Source organism: Vogesella urethralis (genome assembly GCF_007644045.2).
In the GTDB taxonomy this organism is placed as follows: domain Bacteria; phylum Pseudomonadota; class Gammaproteobacteria; order Burkholderiales; family Chromobacteriaceae; genus Vogesella; species Vogesella urethralis.
This window is the reverse complement of record NZ_VMDW02000057.1, coordinates 23,567-43,335: the sequence shown is the minus strand read 5'-3', so window position 1 is coordinate 43,335 and position 19,769 is coordinate 23,567. Positions and strand designations below refer to the sequence as shown.

The 19,769-nt window shown below is 67.7% G+C and carries 13 protein-coding genes and 1 tRNA gene; 10 read left to right on the top strand and 4 right to left on the bottom strand.

What is annotated here, in order from left to right; translation table 11 throughout:
• Window positions 1-9 precede the first annotated feature (9 nt).
• Entirely contained in the window at window positions 10-5,688 is a 5,679-nt protein-coding gene (locus FLQ03_RS04020) for an alpha-2-macroglobulin family protein (RefSeq protein WP_240802195.1), read from the top strand.
• The gene (gene pbpC / locus FLQ03_RS04015) at window positions 5,657-7,888 is read left to right on the top strand and encodes a penicillin-binding protein 1C (protein ID WP_144372741.1); all 2,232 of its coding nucleotides are present in this window, start codon (window positions 5,657-5,659) and stop codon (window positions 7,886-7,888) included. The genes FLQ03_RS04020 and pbpC overlap by 32 nt, the downstream gene beginning before the upstream one ends.
• Window positions 7,889-7,896: 8 nt before the next feature.
• Here the strand turns inward: pbpC and wrbA are convergent, their stop codons facing one another.
• On the bottom strand, window positions 7,897-8,487 hold the full coding sequence (gene wrbA / locus FLQ03_RS04010; RefSeq protein WP_026107906.1) for an NAD(P)H:quinone oxidoreductase: 591 nt from the start codon (window positions 8,485-8,487) through the stop codon (window positions 7,897-7,899).
• Window positions 8,488-8,548: 61 nt separating this feature from the next.
• Here wrbA and FLQ03_RS04005 point away from each other — a divergent pair, with 61 nt between their 5' ends.
• Window positions 8,549-9,754, top strand: coding sequence for a YihY family inner membrane protein (locus FLQ03_RS04005; protein WP_144372740.1), 1,206 nt, complete (start codon window positions 8,549-8,551; stop codon window positions 9,752-9,754).
• Here the strand turns inward: FLQ03_RS04005 and FLQ03_RS04000 are convergent.
• The 3 genes from FLQ03_RS04000 to ispB form a co-directional block, all read right to left on the bottom strand.
• On the bottom strand, window positions 9,700-10,533 hold the full coding sequence (locus FLQ03_RS04000; protein WP_144372739.1) for a DUF3025 domain-containing protein: 834 nt from the start codon (window positions 10,531-10,533) through the stop codon (window positions 9,700-9,702). The genes FLQ03_RS04005 and FLQ03_RS04000 overlap by 55 nt on opposite strands.
• A 190-nt stretch (window positions 10,534-10,723) precedes the next feature.
• Window positions 10,724-10,798, bottom strand: a tRNA-Arg gene (locus tag FLQ03_RS03995).
• Window positions 10,799-10,818: 20 nt separating this feature from the next.
• Window positions 10,819-11,790: an octaprenyl diphosphate synthase gene (gene ispB / locus FLQ03_RS03990; protein ID WP_144372738.1), complete on the bottom strand. Its 972-nt coding sequence runs from the start codon at window positions 11,788-11,790 to the stop codon at window positions 10,819-10,821.
• 191 nt (window positions 11,791-11,981) lie between these two features.
• Here ispB and rplU point away from each other — a divergent pair, with 191 nt between their 5' ends.
• From rplU to FLQ03_RS03955, 7 genes are all read left to right on the top strand, one after another.
• The gene (rplU, locus tag FLQ03_RS03985; RefSeq protein ID WP_144372737.1) at window positions 11,982-12,293 is read left to right on the top strand and encodes a 50S ribosomal protein L21; all 312 of its coding nucleotides are present in this window, start codon (window positions 11,982-11,984) and stop codon (window positions 12,291-12,293) included.
• 12 nt (window positions 12,294-12,305) lie between these two features.
• A complete protein-coding gene (gene rpmA / locus FLQ03_RS03980; protein WP_017508668.1) occupies window positions 12,306-12,581 on the top strand; it encodes a 50S ribosomal protein L27 in 276 nt (91 codons plus the stop codon).
• Between the two features lie 140 nt (window positions 12,582-12,721).
• Window positions 12,722-13,924, top strand: a complete 1,203-nt coding sequence (gene obgE / locus FLQ03_RS03975) for a GTPase ObgE (protein WP_144372736.1) — start codon at window positions 12,722-12,724, stop codon at window positions 13,922-13,924.
• A gap of 50 nt (window positions 13,925-13,974) precedes the next feature.
• Window positions 13,975-15,246, top strand: coding sequence for a hypothetical protein (locus FLQ03_RS03970; protein WP_240802194.1), 1,272 nt, complete (start codon window positions 13,975-13,977; stop codon window positions 15,244-15,246).
• Entirely contained in the window at window positions 15,247-15,975 is a 729-nt protein-coding gene (locus FLQ03_RS03965) for a hypothetical protein (protein WP_144372735.1), read from the top strand.
• A complete protein-coding gene (locus FLQ03_RS03960; protein WP_144372734.1) occupies window positions 15,975-18,785 on the top strand; it encodes an AAA family ATPase in 2,811 nt (936 codons plus the stop codon). Before FLQ03_RS03965 ends, FLQ03_RS03960 begins: the two co-directional genes overlap by 1 nt.
• A gap of 172 nt (window positions 18,786-18,957) precedes the next feature.
• Complete coding sequence (locus FLQ03_RS03955; RefSeq protein ID WP_144372733.1) at window positions 18,958-19,695, top strand: M48 family metalloprotease; 738 nt, start codon at window positions 18,958-18,960, stop codon at window positions 19,693-19,695.
• Window positions 19,696-19,769 lie beyond the last annotated feature (74 nt).

Here is a 19,769-nt window from a genome sequence, read left to right as displayed (position 1 = left end):
GCCTCCACCATGAAAACCCTGCTTGCCGGCGCGCTGCTGCTGGCCTCCTTGTTCAGCCACGCCGCCAGCGTGGCCACCTTCAGCCCGCAAGGCGAGGTGAAGGCGCCGCAACAGGTGCGCATCAGCTTCAGCACCCCCATGGTGCGCCTGGGCGACAGCCAGGCCGCGGCGCCGCTGCAGTGGGACTGCCGGCTGGACGGCAGCGGCCACTGGGTAGACGACAAGAGCTGGGTGCTGGACTTGCGCACGGTGCCGGACGCCGACACCCGCTGCCGCTTCAGCCTCAAGAGCGGGCTGAAGGACGCGCAGGGCGAGGCGCTGGCGCCGGCCAGCTACCAGTTTGCCACCGGCGCGCCCAGCATCGTGCAGAGTTGGCCGCAGGATGGCGAGCGCATCGAGGAAGACCAGGCTTTCGTGCTGCGCCTGAACGCCCGTCGCAGCAGCCTGCCCGGCCTGTACTGCCAGAGCTCGGCGCTGGCCGAACGCCTGCCGCTGCTGCCGCTGCCCGCCGCCGAGCGCCAGCGCCTGCTGCAGCACCTGAAGCTGGAAAAAGACGCTGCCAGCGTGCTGACGCTGCGTTGCGGCCAACGTCTGTCGGCCGACAGCAAGGTGTCGCTGCACAACCCGCGCCCCGGCGAAGCCGAGCGGCTGGATTTCCGCGTGCGCCCGCCGTTTAGCGCCACCCTCAGCTGCACCCGCGAAAACACACGCGGAGCCTGCATCCCGTTCAAACCGATCAGCCTGGTGTTCAGCTCGCCGGTGCCGGCGGCGCAGGCCGCCGCCATCCGCCTGCAAGGGGAGGGCGAGGCCAAGGCCCGTACGCCGCAGCTGGACGGCCAGCGCGGCGAGCCGGTAGACAGCATCCAGTTCAAGCCGCCGTTTACCCCGCAGCAGACGCTGCAGCTGCAGTTGCCCGACGGCCTGGTGGACGAGGTTGGCCGCAAGCTGGTGAACGCCGCCAAGTTTCCGCTGGCCGTGCGCATTGGCGACTTTCCGCCGCTGGCCAAGTTTGCCGCCGCGCCGTTCGGCATTATCGAAGCCGGCAGCGACGCCAGCCTGCCGGTGACGCTGCGCGGCGTGGAAGCCGCGCTGCCGCTGCGCAGCGTATCGCTGAGCGGGCAGGGCGTGCTGGCGCGCGACGACCGCAACATGATGCGCTGGCTGGGCAAGGTGCTGCGCTACCACGAAAGCACGCTGCCGCAAGGCCAGGGCAAAGAGGTGGAAAGCCGCCGCCTGTCGCTGCTGAAAAAACTGCCGCAGGCGCACAAGCTGTCGCTGCCAGCGCAGCCGGACGCCAAAGGGCGCTGGCCGTTCGAGGTAGTGGGCATTCCGCTGCCGCAACGTGGCCTGCACGTGGTGGAAATCGAATCGCGGCTGCTGGGCCGCGCCTTGCTGGGCAAAGCGGCGCCGATGTACGTGCGCAGCGCGGCGCTGGTGACCAACCTGGCGGTACACCTGAAGCGCTCGCCGGAAAACGCCGCGGTGTGGGTCACCTCGCTGGACCGCGCCGTGCCGCAAGCCGACGCGCTGGTCAGCGTCTACGACTGCCGCGAAACGCTGCTGTGGCAGGGCCGCACCGGCAAGGACGGCGTGGCGCGCATCGCCAAGCCGCTGCCGGAAGCCCAGTGCGACGGGCCGGAAAGCCTGGACGGCCTGTTTGTCACCGCACGCCTGAAACTGGCCGACGGCAGCGAGGACGTGTCCTTCGTGCGTAGCGGCTGGAACCGGGGCATCGAAAGCTGGCGCTTCCCGTTCCCCACCAGCAGCGGCGAGCAGCCGTCGGTGGTGGCGCACAGCATTCTGGACCGCAGCCTGCTGCGTGCCGGCGAGACGGTATCGATGAAGCACCTGCTGCGGGTGCAGAACAGCCGCGGCCTGGCGCTGCTGAAAGCCGGCGAGCTGCCGCAAAGCGTGCGCATCAAGCACGACGCCAGCGACGACGAGTTCGTGCTGCCGCTGCAATGGCGCCGTGGCCGCTACGCCGAGACCAGCTTCACCCTGCCCAAGGCCGCCAAGCTGGGCGAATACAGCATTTACCTGCTGCGCAAGGGCAGCCGCAGCAGCGGCGACCATCAAGCCGCATCGCTGGCGCTGGACGGCTACGAGCTGTACAGCGGCAACTTCCGCGTGGAGGCGTTCCGCCTGCCAGTGATGAGCGGGCGCATCGGCTACCCGGCCGGCGCCGGCATTGCTGCCGAGCGGCTACCGCTCAGCGTCAACCTGGCCTGGGGCAACGGCGGCGCGGCGCGCAACTGGCCGCTGCAAGTGAGCGCCACGCTGCAAGCGCGTTACGAGCAGCCGCGTGGCTACAACGGTTTCAGCTTCAACCCGCCGCAGGGCGGCGACGAGGACGAGGCCGAGCGCAACAAGCTGGACGGCAAAGTGGTGCTGGACAAAGCCCCGCTGCAGCTGGACGGCAACGGCAACGGCAAGCTGGCCATCGACAAGCTGCCGGTGCTGGACCGCCCGTACTGGTTGCTGGCCGAAGCCAGCCTGCGCGACCCGTCCGGTGAAACGCAGACCCTGTCGCGCATGGTGCCGCTGTGGCCGGCGGCGTTGCAGGTGGGGGTGGCGGTGGACGACTGGGTCTCGGTGGGCCGCACGCTGAGCGTCAAAACCGTGGTGCTGGACACGCTGGGCAAGCCGCAAGTTGGCCGCAAGGTCACGCTGCGCCTGGCTAGCCACCATTACCTGTCCAGCCGCAAACGGCTGGTGGGCGGTTTTTACGCCTGGGAGCACACGCACGAGCGCAGCGACGAGGGCAAGCTGTGCAGCGGCACCACCGACGCCAGCGGCCTGCTGATCTGCGAGCTGTCGCCCAAGGAAGAAGGCAATCTGGAAGTGATTGCCGAAGTCGAAGACGACAAGGGCCATACCGCGCGCGCGGCGCAGCAGGTGTGGGTCAGCCGTCACGACGAGGTGTGGTTCGACGTGGCCGACAACGACCGCATCGACCTGCTGCCGGAGCAGCGCAGCTACAACCCCGGCGATACCGCGCGCTTCCAGGTGCGCATGCCGTTCCGCAAGGCCACCGTGTGGCTGGCCATCGAGCGCGAAGGCATCATCGACACCCGCGTGCTGCAGCTGGAAGGCAAGTCGCCGGTGGTCGAACTGAAAGTGGGCGAGGGCTGGGGGCCGAACGTGTACGTGTCGGTGTTGGCGGTGCGCGGCCGCGTGCGCGACGTGCCGTGGTACTCGTTCTTTACCTGGGGCTGGAAAACGCCGGTGGAGTGGTGGGACGCCTACTGGCACGAAGGCAGCGACTACACGCCGCCGTCCAGCATGGTGGACCTGTCGCGGCCGGCGTTCAAATACGGCGTGGCCGAGATCGAGGTTGGCGACAAGGCGCGCCGGCTGCAGGTAACGGTGACGCCGCAGCGCACCCGTTACGGCATTCGCGAAACGGTGCCGGTGCGCATCCAGGTACGCATGCCGGACGGCAAGCCGGCGCCCGCCGGTAGCGAGGTGGCGTTTGCCGCGGTGGACGAAGCGCTGCTGCGCCTGCAACCGAATAACAGCTGGCAGCTGATGGAGGCGATGTACCAGCGCCGCAGCTACGGTGTGGACACCGCCACCGCGCAGCTGGAGGTAGTCGGCAAGCGCCACTACGGTCGCAAGGCGCTGCCGCCGGGCGGCGGTGGCGGCCAGGCGCCCACGCGCGAGCTGCTGGATACGCTGCTGCTGTGGCGGCCGTCGGTGGTGCTGGACGCCAACGGTGCGGCCAACCTTAACGTGCCGCTGAACGACGCGCTGACCCGCTTCCGCCTGGTGGCGGTGGCCGACGTGGGCAGTCATTTCTTTGGCACCGGCCAGGCCGACGTGGAGGTGGTGCAAGACGTGCAGATCAGCAACGGCCTGCCGGCGCTGGTGCGCGAGGGCGACCAGCTGGCCGCCACCGTCACCGTGCGCAACGGCAGCGACAAGGCGCTGACGCTGGACGTGGCCGCCAGCGCCGGTAGCCAGAAGCTGCCGCCGCAGCGCATCAGCCTGCCGGCGGGCGAGGCACGCGAACTGCGCTGGCCGTTCACGGTACCGGCCGGCATCGACACGCTGGACTGGGTGATCAGTGCGCAGGCGGTGGCCGGCAAGGGCAGCGACCGGCTGGCCTTCCGCCAGCAGGTGGCGCCGGCAGTCCCGGTGACGGTAGAACAGGCCACGCTGCTGCGGCTGGACGCGGCGCAAACGCTGCCGGTGGGCCTGCCGGCCGGCGCCTTGCCGGGGCGTGGCGGGGTCAGTGTGAGCCTGCAATCGCGGCTGGGCAGCAGCCTGCCGGGGGTGCAGCGCTGGTTCGAGCAATACCCGTACAGCTGCCTGGAGCAACGTGCGTCGCGTGCGCTGGGCACCGCCAATGCCGCGCAGTGGGACGCGCTGGGCAAGGAGCTGCCGCTCTACCTCGATAGCGACGGCCTGGCCGCGTACTTCCCGCTGTCGGAAGGCAGCGGGCCGTGGGGCAGCGACGTACTCACAGCCTACTTGCTGCAAGTGAGCCATCAGGCCGGGCAAGCGCTGCCGGAAGGCCCGCGCCAGCGCATGCTGGCCGGCCTGGCCGCCTTTGTGGAAGGCCGTTTGCAGCGCCCGCTGCCGCTGGCCAGCCAGCATCGCGACTCGCGGCTGCTATCGGCCATGCTGGCATTGGCGCGCCACGGCAAACTGCAGCCGGCCATGCTGGAGGTGCTGGACGGCCAGACGCAGCGCTACAGCACCGCCATGCTGATCGACTGGCTGGAGCTGCTGCAGCGCACGCCGGCGGCGGCCAACCGCGCCGCCGCCATGGCGCAGGCCGGCCAGCTGCTGCGCAGCCGCCTCAGCTACCAGGGCACGCGGCTGGTGTTCAGCAGCGAGGCCGACGACAACGCCTGGTGGCTGATGGGCAGCGCCAACCAGAACGCCGCCCGCCTGCTGCTGCTGGCCAGCACGTTGCCGGACTGGCAGGCCGACGTGCCGCGCCTGCTCACCGGCCTGCTGGCGCGCCAGCAGCGCGGCCACTGGCAGGGCACCACCGCCAACCTGTGGGGCAGCCTGGCGGTAGCGCAGTTCTCGCGCCAGTACGAAAGCGTGCCGGTCAGCGGCAGCAGCAGCGTCACGCTGGGCGGGCGTCAGGTCAGCCTCAGCCCCACCGATACCCCGCAGCGATTGCCGCTATTGCCGTGGCCGGCGGGCGGCAAGGGCACGCTGACGCTGGCGCACCAGGGCAGCGGCGCGCCGTGGGCCACGGTGGAAGCGTTGGCCGCGGTGAAGTTCAGCGGCGAGCGTAGCGCTGGCTACCGCATCAGCAAGACGCTGACGCCGGTCAGCCAGCAGGTGTCCGGCGAGTACCGCCCCGGCGACGTGATGAAGGTGACGCTGCAGATCGACGCCCAGGCCGACATGGGCTGGGTGGTGGTGGACGACCCGGTGCCGGCCGGTGCCAGTATTCTGGGCAGCGGACTGGGCAACGACTCGGCCATCGCCGTGGCGCAGGCGCGCGAGCGCGGCAACGGCTGGGCCGACTTTATCGAACGCCTGCCGGGCAACTACCGCGCCTACTACCGCTACCTGCCGCGCGGCGCGCTGACGGTGGAATACACGGTACGGCTGAACACGCCGGGCCGCTTCCAGCTGCCGCCGACGCGGGTCGAGGCGATGTACGCGCCGGGTGTGTTCGGCATACTGGCCAATGCGCCGTTCGAGGTGGCCGGTGCGCGCTAAGGCGGCGATCGGGCTGTGGCTGGCAGGCTTGGCCGCCGCCCAGCCGGTGGCGGCCAACCCCGGCTTTGCCGAGGTACGCGCCGCGTGGCGGCCGTCGGACGTGATCGTGCTGGACCGCCACGGCACGCCGCTGCAGCGTGTGCGGCAGGACAAACGCGCGCTGCGGCTGGACTGGCTGCGGCTGGCCGACACCTCGGCGCCGCTGCGTTACGCGCTGCTGCTGTCGGAAGACCGCCGCTTTTACCAGCACAGCGGCGTGGACTGGTCCGGCGTGGCGGCGGCAGCCTGGGGCAATCTGTGGCATAGCCGCACCCGTGGCGCGTCCACCCTCACCATGCAGCTGGCCGGCTTGCTGGACGCCGACCTGAAAGCCGGCAGCGGCGGGCGCAGCCTGTGGCAGAAGCTGGGCCAGACCTGGTCGGCCAGCGCGCTGGAAAAACAGTGGCGCAAGGACGAGATCCTGGAGGCCTACTTGAACCTGGTGAGCTTTCGCGGCGAGCTGGTGGGGCTGCCTGCGGTGTCGCGCGCGCTGTTCGGCAAGTGGCCGCAGGGGCTGAACCGGCAGGAGTCGGCCATCATCGTGGCCCTGCTGCGCGGTCCCAACGCCGGGCCGGAGCGGGTAGCCGCCCGCGCCTGCGGCATCCTGCGCGACATGGCGCTGGACACCGCCCGCCAGCAGCGCCGCCCGCCGCCGCCGGAGGCCACGCTACAGCGCGATTGCGACCGCGCCAGCATCCAGACCCGCCAGGCGCTGGCGCGCCGGCTGCCGGTGGTGGATACACAGGCGCAGCTGGCACCTCACTTCGCCCAGAAACTATTGCAACAGCAGCCGCAGACGGCCGGCAGCGTACTGCGCAGCACGCTGGATGCGGCCTTGCAGCGCTACGCCGGCGCCTTGCTGCAGCGCCACCTGCTGGCGCTGCGCCAGCGCAATGTGCAGGATGGCGCCTTGCTGGTGCTGGACAACGCCAGCGGCGACATCCTGGCCTGGGTGGGCTCCAGCGGGGCCTTGTCGGCGGCGGCCAACGTGGATGGTGTTACCGCCTTGCGCCAGGCCGGCTCCACGCTGAAGCCCTTCCTGTACCAGCTGGCGTTGCAGCAGCATTACCTGACCGCGGCCAGCCTGCTGGACGACAGCCCGCTGGACCTGCAAACCGCCGCCGGCCTGTACGCGCCGCAAAACTACGCCCGCGACTTCAAGGGCCCGGTGTCGGTGCGCAGCGCGCTGGGCGCTTCGCTCAACATCCCTGCCGTGCGCACCATCACCATGGTCGGCCCCACTGCGCTGCGCGACCGCCTGTACGCGCTGGGGCTGCATAGCCTGCAGCAGGACGGCGACTACTACGGCTACAGCCTGGCGCTGGGCGCGGCCGACGTGCGGCTGATCGAGCTGGCCAACGCCTACCGCACACTGGCGCAAGGCGGGTTGTACAGCGCGCCGCGCTGGACGCTGGCACAGCCGCCGGCCACGCTGCAACGCCAGCTGGACGCGGCGTCCAGCTTCATCGTCAGCGACATGCTGGCCGACCGCAGCGCGCGGGCGCGCACCTTCGGGCTGGAAAGCGTGCTGTCCACCCGCTACTGGAGCGCGGTGAAAACCGGCACCAGCAAGGACATGCGCGACAACTGGGCCATCGGCTTCAGCCGCCACTACACGGTGGCGGTGTGGGTGGGCAACGCCAGCGGCGAACCGATGTGGGATGTGTCCGGCATGCACGGGGCGGCGCCGGTGTGGCAGGGGGTCATGGACTGGTTGCAGCGCGGCCGGCCATCGCTACCGCCCACGCCGCCGGCCGGGGTGAGCCAGCGCCGCGTGCGCTACGCCGGTGGCGAAGAGGCGACGCGGCAGGAGTACTTTTTGGCTGGCACCGAGCGCACGCTGATTACCGGCCAGCGGCGTGGCAGCGCGCAGCCGCCGGGCATCGTGTCGCCGCTGGGCGGCAGCATCTACGCGGTGGACCCGGACGTGCCTCCAGCCAACCAGCGCCTGCTGCTGCAGGCGCGCGGCGTAGCAGCGGCGCAGTGGTGGCTGGACGGCCGCCTGCTGGGGCGCGGCGAGCGCCTGCCGTGGTTCCCGTGGCCGGGGCGCCACGTGCTGGAGCTGCGCGACGGCCGCGGCAAGGTGGTGGAGCGGGTGCGTTTCGAGGTACGTGGCGCGGTGGCCAAGCCGGGCACGCAGCGCCCGGCTAGCTTTGGTTAGCGGCAGGCTTACGCGGCCAACCTTTTTGCCATCTCGGCCAGGCGCTTGCCCTGGGCGATGGCCAGCTTCTTTTCATCCTCGCTGATCGGCGCGTTGTTGCTGCCGGCCACGTGGGTCACGCCGTAGGGGCTGCCGCCGGTGGTGGTGTGGCTGAGCGCCGGCTCGCTGTACGGCAGCCCCACCAGCAGCATGCCGTGGTGCAGCAGCGGCACCATCATGGTCAGCAGCGTGCTTTCCTGGCCGCCATGCTGGGTACTGCTGCTGGTGAACACGCAGGCCGGCTTGCCAGCCAGCGTGCCCTGCATCCACTGCGGCGCGGTGCCGTCCAGAAAGTATTTCATCGCGGCGGCCATATTGCCGAAGCGGGTAGGGCTGCCCAGCGCCAGGCCGCTGCATTCGGCCAGGTCTTGCGCTTCCACGTACGGTGCGCCGCTGTCCGGCACCGCCGGGGCGGTGGCTTCGCACACGGTGGACACCTTGGGCACGGTGCGCAGGCGGGCGCGGCAGCCTTCCACGCTATCGATGCCGCGGGCAATCAGGCGTGCCAGCTCGCGCGTGGCGCCGTGCTGGCTGTAGTAGAGCACCAGAATTTCCTGCATGGCCATTCCTATCGGTTAACATTGCGGATCTCAAAATTTTACCTGATATTGCAGACTTATCGTGACCAAGCCATTGTCGTTCTGGGGCTTTGCCGCCTTCCTGCGCCGCCGTCTGGCGCAACAACGCGTGATGCAGGTGGCCGGCAGCCTGACCTTTACCACGCTGCTGGCGCTGGTGCCGCTGCTGACCATCGCGCTGACGGTGATGTCGGCGTTTCCGGTGTTTTCCGACTACAGCACCCGCTTCAAGGTGATGCTGCTATCCACGCTGGTGCCGGAATTCGCCGGCAAGGTGATTTCGGTATACATGCGCCAGTTTGCCGACAACGCCGAAAAGCTTACCGCCGCCGGTATCGTGATGCTGGGTGCCACCTCGTTGATGCTGATGGCTACCGTGGAGCGCACCTTCAACAGCATTTGGGGCGTGCGCCGCGCGCGGCCGTGGCTGCAGCAGAGCATGGTGTACTGGACGGTGCTGACGCTGGGGCCGCTGGCGCTGGGCGGCGGCCTGCTGGGCTGGCGCTTGCTGTTCAAGCTGACGCATATCGAGCGCATTTCGCCGCTGCTGGACGAGACCCTGCAGTCAGTGGGCAGCGTCACGCTGACCATGCTGGTGCTGTCGCTGGTGTTTCGTATCGTGCCCAACCGCTACGTGCCGGTAAAGCACGCCATGCTGGGCGGCCTGCTCACCGCCATCCTGCTGGAAATCACCAAGCTGGGCTTCGGCTTTTACATCGGCCAGATCGCCAGCTACCAGCTGGTGTACGGCGCCTTTGCCAGCGTGCCGATCCTGCTGCTGTGGCTGTTCTGCCTGTGGCTGGTGGTGCTGGCGGGGGCGGTGCTGACGGCGTCGTTCTCGTACTGGGAAGGCGGGGCCTGGCAGCGCCGTAACGAGCCGCGCCGCCGTTTTCTGGATGCGGTGGAGGTGCTGGTGATGCTGGATCGCGCCCAGGACGAAGGCCGCGCGCTGCGGCCGGAAGACCTGCGCCGCGAGGTGAAGGTGGGCTACGACGAGTTGGGCAGCGTGCTGGACCGGCTGGCGCAAGCCGGTTACGTGCAGCGCGGCGCGCGCGATGGCTGGGCGCTGCTGCGTCGTGCCGAGCAGATTCCGCTGGCTGAATTGTTCCGCCTGTTTGTGTACCGGCCGGAGCAGCACGCGCAAGACGACGACATCGCTGCCGAGGTCGAGGCCTTGCTGGGCCCGGCAATGGCTCAGCTGGGCGAGGTGTCGGTGGCGGCGTTTGCCCGCCGCGTGGGGCGGAAGTAAGCCGTATTGGCGTAGAAGGCCGCATCCTGTTGCGGCCACCAGCCGGGCAGGCCTAGCAGCGGGAGCGGCAGCAGTGCGCGCGGGCGGGTCAGCCAGCTGTCGTCCTGCAGCAGGGTGGCCAGGCGGGCGTCCAGCTGTTGCTGGCGCTGCGTGTAGTCCAGCGTAAAGAAGGCGGGGTCTACCGGCAGCAGCAGCGCCTTGCCGCACCAGCCGATATGCATGGCCAGCCCCTGTTCGAACAGCGCGTGGCCCAGCACGTGGGTGTCGATGCGCGTGCCCCAGGCGTCGGCGTGCGTCACCAGCAACGTTTGCCAGTCCATGCCCTGCAGCGCCGCAGCCAGCGCCGGGTCGGCGACCGGCACGATCACCCCGCATTCATCCAGCAAGGTGGCTGCGTCGCGGAACGGGCCGCGGCCCACCTCGCCGCGCTCGATGGCGCGTACGTGGCGGGCGTTCAGCTCGGTCTTGCTGCGCGGCCACGCTAGCCACGCCAGCGCGCCAAACCAGTCGTGCCAGTTCTGTGTGCGGGTAGGCACCTCGCCGTGGGCGCCGATGTGCATCTCGTAATACAGCGCGGGGTCGAGGTCGCAGGCAAAGCGCAGCCCGGGCGGCAGCGGCTGGCCAAGTTGCCGGGCGTGGGCGGTGAGGCGGTCGAAGTCGGCCTGTTGCGGCCAACCCTGCGGCTGCAGCGCCTGCCACGGCGCCAGGCTGCGGTACAGCGGGTGGTCCGGCCACGGGCGAAAGGCCGCCGGCAGGCAGCCCTGGGCGATCATGCGCATGGCGCGGGCTTACTGCGCCTGGCTGGCGGTAGCGTTGGCCGCGGCTTGCGGCTGGGTGTAATGGTGGATGGCGACGGACAGTACCACGCCGATGACGGCGAGCAGGGCAAGGCGTTGCAGCAGGTTCATGTGTATGACTCCGTGTTCGGAAAGACAAACGCCACCCGGCGGGGTGGCGTGCAGGTCGGGGTGGCGCCCCCGCCGGGAATCGAACCCAGAACTGCCCCTTAGGAGGGGGCCGTTATATCCATTTAACTACAGGGACAGCCAGAAAACGTTGCCCGGTCAGGCGTTGCGCGCTACCGACAGGCGGGCGATTTCCACCAGCGCCGCCTTGTGTTCGCTGTCGGGCAGCGGGGCCAGCACGGCCACCGCGCGTTCGGCGGCTTTTTCGGCTTCGTGACGGGCGTAGTCCAGCGCGCCGCAGGATTGTACCGCAGCCAGCACGTCATTGAAACGCTCGCGGTTGGCCGCTTCCAGCGCTTCGCGTACCACGGTGGCGGCGTCGGCCGGGCCTTGGCGCATGGTGTAAATCAGCGGCAGCGTGGGCTTACCTTCGGCCAGGTCGTCACCCAGGCTCTTGCCGATGGTGGCGGCGTCGCCGCTGTAATCCAGTACGTCGTCGATGATCTGGAAGGCGGTGCCCAGGTGCATGCCGTACTCGGCCAGCGCCTGTTCCTGTTCCGGCGTGGCGGCGGCGATGATGGCGCCGACGCGGGTAGCGGCCTCGAACAGCTTGGCGGTCTTGTACTGGATCACTTTCAGGTAGTCGTCTTCGCTGACGTCCACATTGCCGATGTTCAGCAGCTGCAGCACCTCGCCTTCGGCGATGATGTTGGTGGCGTCGGCCATCACTTCCAGAATGCGCATGCTGCCGGTGGACACCATCATCTGGAAGGCGCGGGTGTACAGGAAGTCGCCTACCAGCACGCTGGCGGCATTGCCGAACAGCGCGTTGGCGGTCTGGCGGCCACGGCGCATGTCGGACTCGTCCACCACGTCGTCGTGCAGCAGGGTGGCGGTGTGGATGAATTCGATCATCGCAGCCAGCTCGAACAGGTGCTTGTCGCCGTAACCCAGCGCGCGGCCGGCCAGCAGCGTCAGCATCGGACGCAGGCGTTTGCCGCCGGCCGAGATGATGTACTCGGCTACCTGGCGGATCAGGACAACATCGGAGTGCAGGCGCTGGCGGATGGCCTGATCGACCGTGTTCATGTCGCCGGCTACAAGCGTGCGGAAGTGCGGGGTAGAAGACATCGCGACCGTGTTCTTTATCGGAATTGGCTGGAAAACCGCGCGATATTAGCAGATATCACGCTGGTCTTGCCATTGCCGGCCTGTTGCGGCGTGTAGTTTTACAGAAAAAATTGACAGCAAACAGGCACTTGCGTATAGTGCTGCGTTCCTCGCGCACACCGCGCGTGGACAGAATATTAGGAGCTATACGAATGTATGCGGTCGTAAAAACTGGCGGTAAACAATACAAAGTTGCCGTTGGCGAAAAACTCAAAGTAGAACAGATACCTGCAGACATCGACAGCCAAATCGTACTGGAAGAAGTGCTGATGGTTGTGGACGGTGATCAGGTTTCCGTAGGTGCCCCGCTGGTAGCTGGCGCAAAAGTACAAGCTACCGTTGTTGCCCACGGTCGTGGCGAAAAGGTACGTATCTTCAAGATGCGTCGCCGTAAGCACTACCAGAAGCACCAAGGTCACCGTCAAAACTTCACCGAAATCCGCATCGACGCGATTTCCAAGTAAGGATAAACAGACATGGCACACAAAAAAGCAGGCGGTAGCTCCCGCAACGGTCGTGACTCCGAAGCCAAACGCCTGGGCGTTAAGGTTTACGGCGGCGAACTGATCCCGGCAGGTTCCATCATCGTGCGTCAGCGCGGTACCAAGTTCCACGCTGGCGAAAACGTCGGCATGGGCAAAGACCACACCCTGTTCGCCAAGGTGGATGGTTACGTTGAATTCGCCGTTAAAGGCTCCTTCAACCGCAAGACCATTACCGTTGTTCCGTACACCGGTGTTGACGCCGAGTAATCTCGCGTTGACGGAAAAAAGCCCTATCCTGTGATAGGGCTTTTTTGTTTGACATACCTTACTGAGGTGTGAGGCGCAAGCGGCTGCGGCCAACCTTGGCGGCTGTTTGCGCCTGACTCCTCGGCAATACTGGAGGTTCCATGAAGTTTATCGATGAAGCACGCATTGAAGTGCGTGCCGGCAAGGGCGGCAATGGCTGCTGCAGTTTCCGTCGCGAGAAGTTCGTGCCGCGCGGCGGCCCGGATGGTGGCGACGGTGGTCGTGGCGGTAGCGTGATCGCCATTGCCGATGAAAACATCAACACCCTGGTGGAATACCGCTTCGTGAAGAAGTACCTGGGTGGCCACGGCGAAAACGGCCGTGGTGCCGATTGCTACGGCAAGGGCGCCGAAGACGTCTACCTGCGCATGCCGGTGGGCACCCAGATCATCGACGCCGACAGCGAAGAAATCGTGGCCGACCTCACCCACAACGGCCAGGAAGTGATTCTGGCCAAGGGCGGCAAGGGCGGCCTGGGCAACATCCACTTCAAGAGCTCGGTCAACCGCGCCCCGCGCCAGTTCACCCGTGGCGAAGAAGGCGAGATCCGCAACCTGAAGCTGGAACTGAAAGTGCTTGCCGACGTCGGCCTGCTGGGCATGCCCAACGCCGGCAAGTCCACCTTCATCCGTTCCGTGTCCGCCGCCAAGCCGAAAGTGGCCGACTACCCGTTCACCACACTGCACCCCAACCTGGGCGTGGTGCGCATGGATGACACCTCCAGCTTCGTCATCGCCGACATCCCGGGCCTGATCGAAGGCGCGGCCGAAGGCGCCGGCCTGGGTCACCGCTTCCTGAAGCACCTGCAGCGTACCGGCATCCTGCTGCATCTGGTGGACCTGGCCCCGTTCGACGAAGAAGTGGACCCGGTGCGCGAGGCACGTGCCATCGTCGAAGAGCTGAAAAAGTACGACGAAGAGCTGTACCACAAGCCGCGCTGGCTGGTGCTGAACAAAGTCGACATGCTGCTGGACGAAGAACGCGACGAGAAGGTGAAAGCCTTCCTGGAAGCCTACGACTGGCCGCAACAGCAGCCGGACGACCGCTTCGGCTTCGACATGAACGCGCAGCGTTACTTTGTGATCTCCGGCCTGACCGGCGAAGGCACCCGTGACCTGGTATTCGCGATGAACGAGTACATCAAGGTACTGCGCGAACGCGAACGCAAGGCGCGCCAGGAGGCCGAAGAAGCCGCCCGCGCGCTGAAGCTGGCCAAGGCCGCTGCCGCCGTGATCCAGCCGGCCCCGGCTGACAGCGCCCCGGTGACCGATGCTGCCGGCGATACCGTCGCCATTGACGAGTAAGTCATCCCGCTCTGACAATCCGGTCTGTTTCTGCAGACCGGATTGTTTCCTTGGATTCCCTCTCCGATTTCTTCCGCCCGGGCATGGCCCCGGACAGCCTGCCGGCGCTATCGCGCCTGAGCGCAGCCTGGCCCTACCTGGCGGTATTCGTCACACTGTTCCGCGGCGGTGACGAAGAAGTGCTGATGCGCCTGCTGGTGCTGCGCGAGCTTGGCAACCGTGCCGACGCGCCGTACTGGACGCCGCAAGACATCGCCCAGCGCTTTGCCTACCTGAACGACACCAAACTCGGCACCATTCTCGGCCGCCTGCGCGAAGGCGAGCTGCTGGTCTACGACAGCGACGCCGGCCACTACGCGCTGAGCGAAGGCGCGCGCGTGGCCTTGGCCGCGCTGGCCACGCTGATCGACTTTGCCGGCGACGACGTGGAGCTGGGCTACCTCACCAGCCAGGTGGCCGCCGGCCAGTCGGTGGGGCAGGTGTCGGACGAGGCCATGCAGCATTTGCTGGCGCGCCTGAACGAACTGCACGCCGAGTTTGCCGATGCGCTGGAAAGCCAGTCCGAATTCCGCATCCGCGCCGCCCAGCACCGGCTGGAGTCGGTATGGCGCTGGGTGGGGCGTTCCACCGACGTGGTGCGCAGCCTCACCGCCGACGACACGCTCAGCCTGGCCACGCTGAAACAGGCGCAGGCCATTGCGCTGGCGCAAAGCCGCATGCTGGCGCTGGCCGGCACCTTCGAGCGCCGCCTGGCGCAGTTGGCCGCACAGCGCGTGCACCTGGGCAGCTCCGGCCTCACCTCTACCGATATTGCCGACTGGCTGCGCCACCTGGGCAGCGCCACGCTGGCCGGCCTGCTGGATGGCGCGTTGCGTTATGGCGTGGAGCCCGCGTTCCTGACCACCCCCGAGCTGGGCGACGTGGCCGAGTTCGAACTGCTGGGCCGCGAAAGGTTGGCCGCCGCCGACAATGCACTGCCGCAGGCGGCGCGTGCCGAAGACGCCGACGCGCCCGAGATGGAACGCCTGCTGGAAGCCGAAGCGCTGTACGACACCCTGCTGCAGCTGGGGCTGGACGCGCAGCCGGCCGGCGACGGCTTCCCCATTGCCGACGCGGTACTGGCCGACAGCTACAACGAAACCGCCTACCGCCTGTCGCTGCTATCGTTGCTGGGCGACCCGGAAAGCAGCAGCGACCAGAGCGTGGTGGCCGCGCTGGCCCGTCTGCCGCTGCAACTGGCCGGCGGCGACGCCGTCATCACTCCCGATCACCCCGAAGTCGCCACGCTGTCCGATGCGCGGCTGATAGCGCTGAAACCGTAAATGGAACAACAACTCACTACCCTCATCGCGCGCCTGCTGGCGCACCGCGTGCTGCCGCGCAGCGACGCGCTGGCGCGCCGCGCGCTGCTGGACGAAACCTTCCGCCAGGAGCTGGACCAGCGCCTGGCCGCCGCCGGCTTGCAGCTGGTAGAAAACCCCTACGCCGAGCACATCACCGTGGCGCTGCTGCCGGCGCTCACCGAGCCGGTATTCGGCAGCGGCGAGGCCTGGCTCAACAACAACCTGGCGCTGCCGCGCGACGGCGTGGCGCTGCTGGTGATCGTGTGGGCGCTGATCATCCTGCCCAAGCGCGAACGCCAGGTATCGCGCGTGGAAGCCGGCAAGGAAGGCCAGCACGACATGTTCGGCGCGCAAAAGCCGCTGGAAACCGGCGATACCGTGTCGGTGGGCGTGTCGGAAGACGCGCTGTACGCCGACTTCGGCAAGCAGCTGGGCGGCCGTACCCGCTTCAATGCCAACCTGGGCCGGCTGGTGAACCTGGGCTTCCTGCAGCGGCGTAACCGCTGGCTGGTAGAGGGCCCGCTGCTGGACGTACTGATCGACTACAGTCAGCTGGCGCCGCGCATCATCGAAGGCGCGCTGGCCGACGTGCTTGCCCGCCGCGGCCAGCTATCGCAGCACCTTACCGCGCAGCAGCTGCAGGACGGCCCGCCGGGGTTGGCCGCAGACAGCGCAGAAACAGACAAGCCACACGAGGAGCAGGCCTGATGTTCCAGATGAAATCGGTAGAAATGGTGCACTGGGACTTCTGGCAACGCCTGACCGTGCCGCTGGACGCGCAGATCGTCACCATCATCGGCCCCAACGGCTCCGGCAAGACCACGCTGCTGGACGCGCTGCGTACGCTGCTGGCCATCAAGTGCTCCGGCAAGCGCGACTACAAGCGCTACGTGCGCAACAACCGCGAACCGTACGCCTTCCTGAAAGGCGTGGTGGACAACCCGCGCAGCCTGCAGGGCGGACTGTACCCGACGCCGTTCTTCCCGCTGCTGCAGCCGGAAGTCACCCTGCTGTGCCGTATCAAGAAACAAGGTGGCGACTGGGTGCGCCACTACGCCATCGTCGAGGGCGACCTGCCGCTGGACCAGGCCATCGGCGACAGCAGCGTACAGTGGCTGGGGGTGCAGGAGTACCGCCGCCGGCTGGAAGGCGCCGGCCTCACCGCCGCCGTGGCCGAGGTGCTGGCGCTGGAGCAGGGCGATACCGACAAGCTCACCGAATACAGCCCGCGCCAGCTGCTGGACCTGGTGTTCCAGGTGTTTGGCGATAAAGACGTGCTGGCCAACTACCAGCACGCCCGCGACGAGCAGAAAGCCGCCGAGGCCGAGTTGGCCGCGCTGGCACGGCAGGAAGAGGCGCTGCAAGGCCGCGTCGAGATGATGAAAAGCCGCGCCGGCCGCTACCTGGAGTGGGTGGGCCTGAACAAGCGCATCACCCGCCTGCGCGACGAGGCGCTGCCGGTGCTGGGCCTGATCGATGGCCGCGCCGCCACCGGCAAGCTGTGGCAGGACTACCGCCGCCTGCAGGCCGATTACCTCGGCGTCAGCCGCCAGCACCGCGACACGCTGCAGCTGGTGGCCACGCTGCGCGACGCCGAGGCCGGCGCGCTGGCCGCGCGTAACGCCGCCGAGACCGTACGCAAGCAGGCGCAGGACGCCTTCATGCAGGCGCGCGACGCCGAACGCGACATCGCCAGCCAGCTGAAAGAGCGCGACCGCCTGCAAGCGCTGGCCAGCCGCGAATACGGCGAAGACGCTGCCACGCTCGGCCACAAGCTGGCCGCGCTGCGCGACGGCAACGAGCGCCTGCGCGACACGCTGAAAGCGCAAAAGATCGAACGCGATGGCTACAGCGCCGAGTTGGCCGCGCTGGAAGGCGGCAAGCCGCGGGCACCGGAAGACGTGCGTCACTTCCGCGCCGCGCTGGACGAAGCCGGCATCGGCCACCAGATGTTGGCCGACATCGTGGAAGTGACCGACAGCCGCTGGCAAGGCGCAGTCGAGGCACTGCTCAAACCGTACCGCCACGTGGTATTGCTGCAAGACGCCGCCGACCGCCGCGCCGCCTGGCAGCTGGGCGAGAAGCTGCGCTACCGCCACTTCGTGGTGCCGGAAACCGCCAGCGCGCCGCGGGCGCGCAGCGGCAGCCTGCTGGAAGTGGTGCGCTTTGCCGCCGACGCGCCGGACTGGCTGTACCAGCAGATGAACCGCGTCAGCCGCGTGGCCAGCGTGGCCGACGGTGCCGCCGAAGACGGCGACTGGATCACGCCGGAAGGCTACTTCCGCGAGCGCCGCGGTGCGCGCCACATCGGCGTGCCTGCGCACGATTTCGCCTTTGGCGAAGCCGCGCGCCAGGCCCGCTTGCAGGCGCTGCGCGACGCGCTGAAAGCGCTGAACGTGGCCATCCTGCGCCACGAGGAACAGCTGGTGGCCGGCACCCGCGACGCGGCGCAGCTGGCCGAGTACCTGTCCGGTATGGACGCCATCCGTTTGCTGGATAGCCGTGCCGAAGAGTTTGCCGCGCTGGCGGCGCAAGCCGACAGCCTGAAGCAGGCGGTGGCCGAGGCTGGCGAAAGGTTGGCCGCAGCCCAGGCCGAGCGCGACGCTGCCGAGCAGCGTTACAGCGACGCTCGCATCGCCCACGACCGCGTGTGCCAGCGCGAGCAGGATAGCCTGCAGCGCGAGCACAAGGCACGCGCCGACATGGAGCAGGCGCGCCGTGCGCTGCGCCGCCATCTGGCCGAGCTGCGCGACTGTCGCAACCATCTGCCAGCCGCCGCGCAGGACGCCGCCTTTGTGGCGCAGCTGGCCGACGAGTTCGAATCGGCCGCCGACGTGCGCCACGAGATCAACTATCTGGAAGAAAGGTTGGCCGCCGGCGACTGGGAGCGCGACGACGCGGTGCTGCAGCTGAAAGACAAGCTGCAGGAAGACCTCACCTCGCTCACCCGCGAATGCCAGCGCCGCCAGGCCGAGGTAGAGCGCGCCGCCGGCCTGACCAGCGACGCCCGCGAGGCCTATCTGGGCAAGCTGCGCGCCACGGTGCGGGCCTACGGCCACAACGTGAAGCGGCTGGGCGAGCTGGCCGGCATCGGCGTGGAGGTGGAGCTGCCGACGCTCAGCAACGACGACGCGGTGCTGGCGCAGGCCGGCCTGGTGCTGAAGTTCAACTTCGATCAGAAAGGCCTGATGGGCCTGAACGACGGCGAGGCATCCGGCGGCCAGCAGGTGATGAAGTCGCTGATCATGCTGATCGGCCTGATGATGGACGAGGCCAACCCGTCCGGCTTCGTGTTCATCGACGAGCCGTTCGCCCACCTCGACATCTTCAACATCGATCGCGTGGCCGGCTTCCTGAAAGCCACCGAGGCGCAGTACCTGATCACCACGCCCAACACGCACAACATCAACATCTTTGCGCCATCCGGCCTGACGCTGGCCACGCGCAAGAAGCGGCCGGGCGAGCAGTGGGCGCCGGCCATCCTGCAGACGCGGCGCAAGCAGCCGCAGGCAGAGTAAGGCGCGTCAGCGCTGCCGCCCCCTCACCGCCGTAGCCTGTGCTGCGGCGGTTTTTTGTTGCTGGCGTTACCCGTTTTGTGCAGTTTGCTGCGCGGCTTGCCGCTTTATGCTATGGACATCGCTGCGGGTGGCGCCTAGAATGCCGGCTCTTTTTGCATACGGCATATCGAAAATGAAAAAACTGCTGCTGGTTTCCCTGGTTTCGCTGGCTGTGGCCGGCCCGGTCAACGCTTTTGGCCTCAACAACCTGTTGAGCGCCGGTACCGATCTGGTGAAGTCCGCTACGCTGTCTGACAGCGAAGTACAGGCCATGGCCGCCGAATCCAGCAAGGTGCTGGACAAACAAGCCAAGGTGGCACCGGCAGGCAGCGCCTACGGCAAGCGTCTGGCCAAGATTGTTGCCGGTCTCAATAACGAAGACGGCCTGAAACTGAACTTCAAGGTGTACCAGGATAAAGAGGTGAACGCCTTCGCCATGGCCGACGGCACCGTACGCGTGTACAGCGGTCTGCTGGACAAGATGACCGACGACGAAGTGCGCTACGTCATCGGCCATGAAATCGGCCACGTGAAGCTGGGCCACACCAAGAAGGCGATGCAGGTGGCCTACGCTGCGTCGGCAGCGCGCAAGGCGGCGGCCGATAGCGGCAACGCCAAGCTGGCTGCGTTCTCGGAAAGCGAGATGGGCGATCTGGCCGAGCAAGTGCTGCACGCGCAGTTCTCGCAATCGCAGGAAAGCGACGCCGACGCTTATGCAGTGGACTTCCTCAAGCGCCACAACTACAAGCTGGACGCAGCCCCGGCCGCGCTGCGCAAGCTGGCCGCCCTGTACGGCAACGACAGCAGCGTGCTGTCCAGCCACCCGGCTGCCGGCGACCGTGCCGACAAGGTAGAAAAGCTGATCAAGTAAGCCAGGCTGTGGCGGACAGTAGCCGACCCTGCTTGCCGGGTCGGCTTTTTGTTGCCCTGCGGCATGACATATTC

Excerpts from the sequence above, each read along its gene's own strand:
- obgE (WP_144372736.1), top strand. The coding sequence starts at position 12,722 with ATGAAGTTTATCGATGAAGCACGCATTGAAGTGCGTGCCGGCAAGGGC.
- ispB (WP_144372738.1), bottom strand. The coding sequence starts at position 11,790 with ATGTCTTCTACCCCGCACTTCCGCACGCTTGTAGCCGGCGACATGAAC.
- rpmA (WP_017508668.1), top strand. The coding sequence starts at position 12,306 with ATGGCACACAAAAAAGCAGGCGGTAGCTCCCGCAACGGTCGTGACTCC.
- FLQ03_RS03965 (WP_144372735.1), top strand. The coding sequence starts at position 15,247 with ATGGAACAACAACTCACTACCCTCATCGCGCGCCTGCTGGCGCACCGC.
- FLQ03_RS04020 (WP_240802195.1), top strand. The coding sequence starts at position 10 with ATGAAAACCCTGCTTGCCGGCGCGCTGCTGCTGGCCTCCTTGTTCAGC.
- rplU (WP_144372737.1), top strand. The coding sequence starts at position 11,982 with ATGTATGCGGTCGTAAAAACTGGCGGTAAACAATACAAAGTTGCCGTT.
- FLQ03_RS04000 (WP_144372739.1), bottom strand. The coding sequence starts at position 10,533 with ATGCGCATGATCGCCCAGGGCTGCCTGCCGGCGGCCTTTCGCCCGTGG.
- wrbA (WP_026107906.1), bottom strand. The coding sequence starts at position 8,487 with ATGCAGGAAATTCTGGTGCTCTACTACAGCCAGCACGGCGCCACGCGC.
- pbpC (WP_144372741.1), top strand. The coding sequence starts at position 5,657 with ATGCGCCGTTCGAGGTGGCCGGTGCGCGCTAAGGCGGCGATCGGGCTG.
- FLQ03_RS03955 (WP_144372733.1), top strand. The coding sequence starts at position 18,958 with ATGAAAAAACTGCTGCTGGTTTCCCTGGTTTCGCTGGCTGTGGCCGGC.
- FLQ03_RS03960 (WP_144372734.1), top strand. The coding sequence starts at position 15,975 with ATGTTCCAGATGAAATCGGTAGAAATGGTGCACTGGGACTTCTGGCAA.